At 27.5% G+C, this 6,911-nt stretch carries 10 protein-coding genes; 6 read left to right on the top strand and 4 right to left on the bottom strand.

The features are described 5' to 3' along the window. Positions 1 to 444: 444 nt before the first annotated feature. Both BUB63_RS14125 and BUB63_RS12465 read right to left on the bottom strand, forming a co-directional pair. A complete protein-coding gene (locus BUB63_RS14125; RefSeq protein WP_084106788.1) occupies positions 445 to 579 on the bottom strand; it encodes a transposase family protein in 135 nt (44 codons plus the stop codon). A 265-nt stretch (positions 580 to 844) separates the two neighbouring features. Beyond that, positions 845 to 1,762: a type II restriction endonuclease gene (locus tag BUB63_RS12465; RefSeq protein WP_073250246.1), complete on the bottom strand. Its 918-nt coding sequence runs from the start codon at positions 1,760 to 1,762 to the stop codon at positions 845 to 847. Positions 1,763 to 1,902: 140 nt separating this feature from the next. On the opposite strand from BUB63_RS12465, the gene BUB63_RS12460 reads away from it, so the two are divergent. From BUB63_RS12460 to BUB63_RS14120, 4 genes are all read left to right on the top strand, one after another. Beyond that, entirely contained in the window at positions 1,903 to 2,619 is a 717-nt protein-coding gene (locus tag BUB63_RS12460; protein WP_073250244.1) for a TRM11 family SAM-dependent methyltransferase, read from the top strand. Positions 2,620 to 2,688: 69 nt separating this feature from the next. After that, a complete protein-coding gene (locus BUB63_RS12455) occupies positions 2,689 to 3,441 on the top strand; it encodes a DNA-methyltransferase (protein WP_073250241.1) in 753 nt (250 codons plus the stop codon). Positions 3,442 to 3,452: 11 nt separating this feature from the next. Further along, complete coding sequence (locus BUB63_RS12450) at positions 3,453 to 4,385, top strand: DNA adenine methylase (protein WP_073250238.1); 933 nt, start codon at positions 3,453 to 3,455, stop codon at positions 4,383 to 4,385. 221 nt (positions 4,386 to 4,606) lie between these two features. Next, positions 4,607 to 4,783, top strand: a complete 177-nt coding sequence (locus tag BUB63_RS14120) for a MerR family transcriptional regulator (protein ID WP_084106787.1) — start codon at positions 4,607 to 4,609, stop codon at positions 4,781 to 4,783. A gap of 99 nt (positions 4,784 to 4,882) precedes the next feature. Here BUB63_RS14120 and BUB63_RS12440 read toward each other — a convergent pair whose 3' ends face one another. Continuing rightward, positions 4,883 to 5,644, bottom strand: a complete 762-nt coding sequence (locus BUB63_RS12440) for a LysM peptidoglycan-binding domain-containing protein (protein ID WP_073250236.1) — start codon at positions 5,642 to 5,644, stop codon at positions 4,883 to 4,885. Between the two features lie 356 nt (positions 5,645 to 6,000). Beyond that, positions 6,001 to 6,315, bottom strand: coding sequence for a hypothetical protein (locus BUB63_RS12435; RefSeq protein WP_051350708.1), 315 nt, complete (start codon positions 6,313 to 6,315; stop codon positions 6,001 to 6,003). A 129-nt stretch (positions 6,316 to 6,444) separates the two neighbouring features. On the opposite strand from BUB63_RS12435, the gene BUB63_RS13675 reads away from it, so the two are divergent. Beyond that, on the top strand, positions 6,445 to 6,615 hold the full coding sequence (locus BUB63_RS13675; protein WP_159431477.1) for a hypothetical protein: 171 nt from the start codon (positions 6,445 to 6,447) through the stop codon (positions 6,613 to 6,615). A gap of 128 nt (positions 6,616 to 6,743) precedes the next feature. After that, positions 6,744 to 6,911: transposase (locus tag BUB63_RS13505; protein WP_200790142.1), on the top strand; the 168-nt coding region annotated here is incomplete at its 3' end.

Here is a 6,911-nt window from a genome sequence, read left to right as displayed (position 1 = left end):
CTACGAACCAGTTGGTCGGGGGTTCGAGTCCCTCCGGGCGCACCATACACCATAGAAAGCCTTGAAGAAGATATTTTCAGGGCTTTTTTATTTGGCTCTTTGTCAATTGTTGGGGCGGGTATTCGATTAGAATGCCTGTCCTTTCTTGTTTGAGAGTGATTTTAGAAAGATAGGTTGGATTGGGGAGAGTATCCCACAAAAATTGCAGGACAAAAAGACCAACGGGAGTTGGTTTTTTAAAATTTGGTATTATAATTTACTTTAATTACAACAAAGAAGAATTCTATTTCTAAACCTATCAAAGTTTTTAAAGCCGAATGCATTCTTTTAATAAAGTGCGAGCTTTTTTGGAAGAAGAGACAGTTTTAATGATTTTTAATAGTTTTTCTTTTAATGTGTGAGCAATAGCTAAATCGCTATTATAAGAAAACATAACTTGTAAAGCTAATTTTGAATTTTTATCGAGTAGAACAAATCTTTTAAGAATAAAGGAATATGTTTAACACGTTGAATTCTATAGTCGTGAATTCTACAAGTTTGAGACTTACAATAAGGACAAATGTGAGATTTTCTTTTCATTTCTAAATACAGTAATCAGCATTAATTGTTTTTATTATAATAACATATTTAAAACCGAATAAATTTCTGATAGAACAATTAATGTGCACTTGTTGGATGCTTCCTTTCAAATAAGTGTGTGTGTAATTTATTTCATTAGGCATCTAAAACAGCTGCATATTTTTTGTAAAAAGATATGCTGAAGTTACAGCACAACATTTATTATAGAACCGTAAAAAAATAATATGCCACATAGAAACAAAATTATTTATCTGTGTGGCTGTTTTTATAATTTAATACTTTCATTTAATATATCTTCCAACAACCCAAGTTCTACCATATGCAAATTCAAAATATATCTATTGTGGTTAAAAGTTTCTTCTAATGGTCTTTTAGCAGTTAGCCAGCCTTTACCATCAGTTATCCATATAAATTCATGTCCATCTTGTTCTAACAAATCAAATAATGTTTTGTATTCACCAGCTGTTGCTTTAAGTTTAGAACCACCACCGCCATAGTAATTGGTTTCAATTAAAAATAGTTTATTGCCTGTATTTATTGAAAAATCAAATCTTCTTTCGGATTTATCTACAGTTACATGAAAGTTCCATTTCTTTTTTATTTTTGTTGCAGTAGCTTGTTTTATATATTGATAGTTGTATTTTGAACATATTTTTTTAATAAAGTGTTCAACTATATTTTCCATAGCTGTACCAGAACGGTTTTTTCTTCCGTTACTATCTAAGCCAACTTCTACACCAAACACATAATCAACTAAGTTTTTAATTGTTTTATTCTTAAATATGTTTATTAATTTGGTATGTTCTATAAATGTAATAATGTTTTCAATATCTTTGCTATTAAAACTTTTCTTATTGAAATCAAAAATTTTATAATCAAATTTGTCCTTTGAATCTAAATATAAAATTTCAAATTTATTTTCTCTACTGGCCAGTAAGTAAGGGATAGCCCTAATTACATCTGGGTGTTTATTTAAAAGATATTTAAGCTCTTCTTTAATATTTTCTTTTCCGATTAAGTAGTTCAAAGTATTTAATTCGATCTCTATATCTCTAATATTGGTTTCAACTTTATTCCAATCAACGAAATAATCCCAGTTTTTAATAGAATCTTTTAGTGTATTAATTAAAAAATAAAATGTAGTTTCTGATTTATTGTAAACAAAACCATTAGCGTTTTTCATAAAAAGCCTCCTAAATGTATTTAATATATAGTTATATATTCTACAAATCATATTTTTATCCTTTTAATATTTAAAATTTAGTGTTTAATAATTTTAAGTTTGGATAAACTCTCAATAGTCATTTAGAAAGGAGAGTATTTATGTTAGATAATTTTATGTTAGAAACTACAACTTTATGGAGTTTTAAGGATAGAGGTAATTATTATACCCATAAAGGAGATTATCCTGGCAATTGGAGTCCATATGTACCTAGGAATATAATATTAAGATATTCAAAGGAAAATGATGTTGTTCTTGATCAGTTTGTAGGTAGCGGCACTACTTTAATAGAGTGTAGATTGCTTAACAGAGTAGGTATTGGATGTGATGTAAATGAATATGCACTTAAAATAGCATGGGAAAGAACAAAATGCATAGAAGGAAAAAACAAAACTGTATTATTGAAAAGGGATGCAAGAAATTTATATGATATAAAAGATAACTCAATTGATTTAATTTGTACACATCCACCATATAGTAATATAATTAAATATAGTAAAGACATTAAAGAAGATATGTCTTTGTTGGAGTATGATGAATTTTTATATGAGGTTGTAAAAGTATCAAGTGAATGCTATAGAGTATTAAAAAAGGGAAGATATTGTGCTATATTGATTGGAGATATAAGAAAAAATGGATATATTAAACCTTTAGGTTATGAAATAATGAATATTTTTTTGAATCAAAGCTTTAAACTGAAGGAGATAATTATAAAAGAACAACATAATTGTAGAAAAACAGAATATTGGAGAGAAATCAGCATAAAAAAGAATTTTTATCTTATTGCCCATGAGTATTTGTTTGTATTCCAAAAATAATGATTTTTATAGCATAATATTTGTGATAAAATTGAATAAGTATATAAAAAAAACAAAGGGTGTTTGCTTATGCAGTTTTATAAAGATGAAAATGTAGAATTAATATTAGGTAATTGCATTGAAAAATTAATGGAATTAAATGAAAAAAGTATAGATATGATATTTGCAGATCCCCCATATAGGTTAAGTAACGATGGGATTACATGTAAGTCTGGAAAAATTGCATGTGTTAACAAGGGTTATTGGGATATATCTGGTGGATTTTTAAGTGATTATAAGTTTAACAAAGAATGGTTAATGGCTTGTGATAGGGTATTAAAAGATAATGGGACTATATGGGTTTCAGGTACATATCACATTATTCATTTAATAGCGTTTGCATTAATGGAATTAGGATATCATATAATTAATGAAATTGTATGGTTTAAGCCCAATGCTGCACCGAACATGAGTTGTAGATGTTTTACAGCAAGTCATGAAATGTTAATATGGGCTAAGAAATCAAAAAAAGCAAAACATAAATTCAATTATAATTTTATCAAAGAATTAAATGGTGGAAAACAAATGCGAAGCATTTGGGAAATACCTACGACCCCAAAGAGGGAAAAAACATATGGAATTCATCCAACTCAAAAACCAAAGCAATTGCTATATAGATGCATAATGGCATCTACTGATGAAGGAGATATAGTATTAGATCCATTTTGTGGTTCAGGAACTACTGGAGTTGTGGCAGTTGAAAATAATAGAAATTTTATAGGAATAGATATTGAAGAAGAATATTTAGAGTTAACAAGAAAGAGAATACTACAAATGGATTAGGAGGAATAGATTTGTCAGAATTAAATGCAAGACCATTTTTAAAATGGGCAGGAGGTAAGAGTCAGCTATTAGAACAATTTACAAAGTATTACCCTAAAAATTTATTTGGTGGAAAGATTAAAAAATATATTGAACCTTTTTTAGGTGGAGGGGCGGTTTTTTTCTATTTGCAATCTCAATATAATTTTGAGGAAATAATTTTAAATGATATAAATGAAGAGCTTGTATTAACATATTATGTTGTTCAAAATAATGTTAAAGAGCTAATAGAGCAATTAGAAATACTAGAAAATAAATACTTAGAAGGAGATATGGTTAAAAAAGAAGAGATATTCTATGAGCAGAGAGAATTATTTAATATAGAAAAGAAAATATTAAATTATAATCTGTTTTCAAGCGAATGGATTGGGCATGCGGCTAGAATGATATTTCTAAACAAAACCTGTTTTAATGGATTGTACAGACAAAATAAAAAAGGTGAATTTAATGTCCCATTTGGTAAAAGAAAAAAAGTAACTGTATGTGATAAAGATAATTTAATAGCAGCTAATAGTGCTTTGAAAAAGGTTAAATTATTGATAGGTGATTTTGAGAATGTATCTGAATACATTGATGAAAATTCTTTTTTATATATAGATCCCCCATATAGACCGTTAACACAAACCTCAAGTTTTACTGATTACTCAAAAATACCTTTCGATGATGAAAGTCAAAAAAGGTTAGCTAAATGGACTAGAAATGTAATAGATGAAAAGGGTGCATATTTTATGTTAAGTAATTCAGATCCTAAGAATGTAGATGAATTTGACAATTTCTTTGAAGAGCTATATAAAGGGTTTAATATTACAAGAGTAAAAGCAACAAGAAGCATAAATAGTAAGGGTACTGGGCGAGGAGAAATAAATGAGCTATTGATTTATAATTATGATATTTTAAATTTATAAATAATAGGTTGTTGCACAATAAAATCAAATGATGTGCAATAACCTATTTTCATTCAAGCAAAAAATAAATTAAAATCTAAAGTATAAGGTATTTGCTTATAAAATATTTTTGATTTTCATATTGACTTTAACGCAATAGATTATTATGAAAATGGAGGTGATGATGTGTATAAAATAAAGGAAGTTGCCGGATATGGTTGGGATAAGTGTTCTAACACACCATCATTATAATAGGCCTATTAAAACCTAAATTTGCAACTATAGCGGGATATAGGCTATATTCAGAAAAATATTTAGAAGAGCTGCAGCAGATTTTGTCCTTTAAGGAATTAGACTTTAATTTAAAGACAATAAATCAAATATTAAACGATAAAATTTTGATAGAAGAAGAGCTATAGAGCTTCACAGACAACTTTTAATAAAGAAAATGGATGACAGGCTTAATAAAATAATAGAATGTAATGAAAAAGCAATAGGAGTTATGCACCTATTGCTTTTTACTTTAACATACCTTCTAATATAGGTTTGCTTGGCACAGAAACTTCAGAATTACTTGGAATGATGTAAACTTGATTTCCGGAAGACAAAATAGGGAAAATTATTAAGCTTCCTATCCATAACCCTTCTTCAATTGAAACAGGGGTAAGTTGGAAGCCATATCCACCAATACCTGCAATTCCAACAAATCCATCGTAACCATCGTAGTTACCTAACAATGATGGATTTGGAAGATTTACTCCTGTAATTACAAGAAGGTGCTGTCCATTTTGTTGTTTTTGAACCATAGCTGAGCCAAATGTATTTTGCATAGAAGGATTTATAGGTTTTAATAAATTACAAGATGGCAATTTAAGTGGTACAGGAATACATAGAACATCTCCAGGGAAAATTATATTTGGATCTGGAATATGTGGGTTATTCCAAATAAGAAGATCTATTGGAACCCCTATATTTTGAGCTATCTTTGAAAAGGAATCCCCTGATTTTATAGTATATTTTTCATATCCTATAGGGCAACTCTCGGGTATTCTCCCAACACCAGGTGGAGGCTGTATAGGTACACACAGCACATCTCCTGGGGATAATTTATTCGGATCTTTTATATGGGGATTTTCTACTATTAAAAAACCTACAGTTACATTAAAACGTTTTGCAATTTTCTCAAGGGTATCCCCTTTAACAACAGTATATCTTTGAAAACCTATACGACATCTTTCAGGAATTTGTGCACGTGTTTTATTATCGATATCATTTTTCAAAGTATCATCCCTCTAATTATACTTATATAATTAGAATATGAAAAAATAATTATATTTGTGCTAAAGACAAAATCTACCTTTTTATTATAATTATAATTTTGTTCTATCCCAACAACAAAATTTAAAATAATAGTAGTAATTCCTAATATAAAAGTAGTAATCCAAATGTTTTTAGTAAATTTTTTAATTTTAAAGTTGTGCCAGTATTAAACAGAGTATAGCAATTGATAGAGATAATGGAATAAGTGCAGGAATAAAAATATCTTTTAAAAAAAGCAATATTGCACCTAATAAACAAATTATTGAAAATATTATTTTTATGATTGTAATGAACTTTTTCACCTTTTCCTCTCAACTTAAAAATTATCTGTTAATGAATCAATATATTCTTTTGCATCTTTTAAATCTGCTCCAGTAGTTTTCATATATAAATATATTGCTTTACTTTCTCTATTTGCTAAAATTAATTCCTTAATTTTAGTATTTAGGTTGTTTAGTTCTTCTTCGGTTAAATTAGATTTGCTTTTAGTGTAAGTCTTAATAAAGTTGAATAAAAAGAGAATAAAATTAATACCCCAAATAATACTTAAAAATATCTTTTTAGTTATCATAAATAGAATGGTACATATAAAAGAACAAATTAACATAATTATATTAATTTTTTGAGACAACAAAATCACTCCTTTCATATATATCTATGCAAATTATACAATAAATGTATAAAAAAGTATATAAAAATAAATTTTTCAAGGTAATAAAAAATAAGTATAATTTATATATAAATATAGGGAGGGATTAATATGGATAGAGAAAAAATGCTTTTAGAACTTGAAGAGTATTATGAAGCAGCAGGATTTAAAGATATTTATATCAACAAATTAAAGGATATGACAGATGAAGAATTAACTGAGCTTTACATAAATATATTTAACCTGAATTATTCATGGAATTTATTTAAAAGAGTTCTATAGCCCATATTAACTTAATTTTTTACTAAACTGCATTTCACTTAAAAAGTGAAATAAAAACATGAAAAAGAGGGCCCAAATTTGTTATAATATAGTTGCTAAACAAATACCAAACAAAGGGAGGGTTCTCAATGTTTAGTTTATATGATATTTGTTTAGAAAGCAATAGTAAAATACGATTAAATTTTGATGGTGGTGACTTATCTTCTGATACAGGATTGTTATTGCTTAAAGAATTTACTCATAAAATTGGCTTCGAAAATGTAATAAAAAGTTTATTTAAAACAAATGATTCTGCT

This window comes from Caloramator proteoclasticus DSM 10124, from assembly GCF_900129265.1.
Taxonomy (GTDB): Bacteria; Bacillota; Clostridia; order Clostridiales; family Caloramatoraceae; genus Thermobrachium; species Thermobrachium proteoclasticum.
This window is presented reverse-complemented; position numbering and strand designations above follow the sequence as displayed.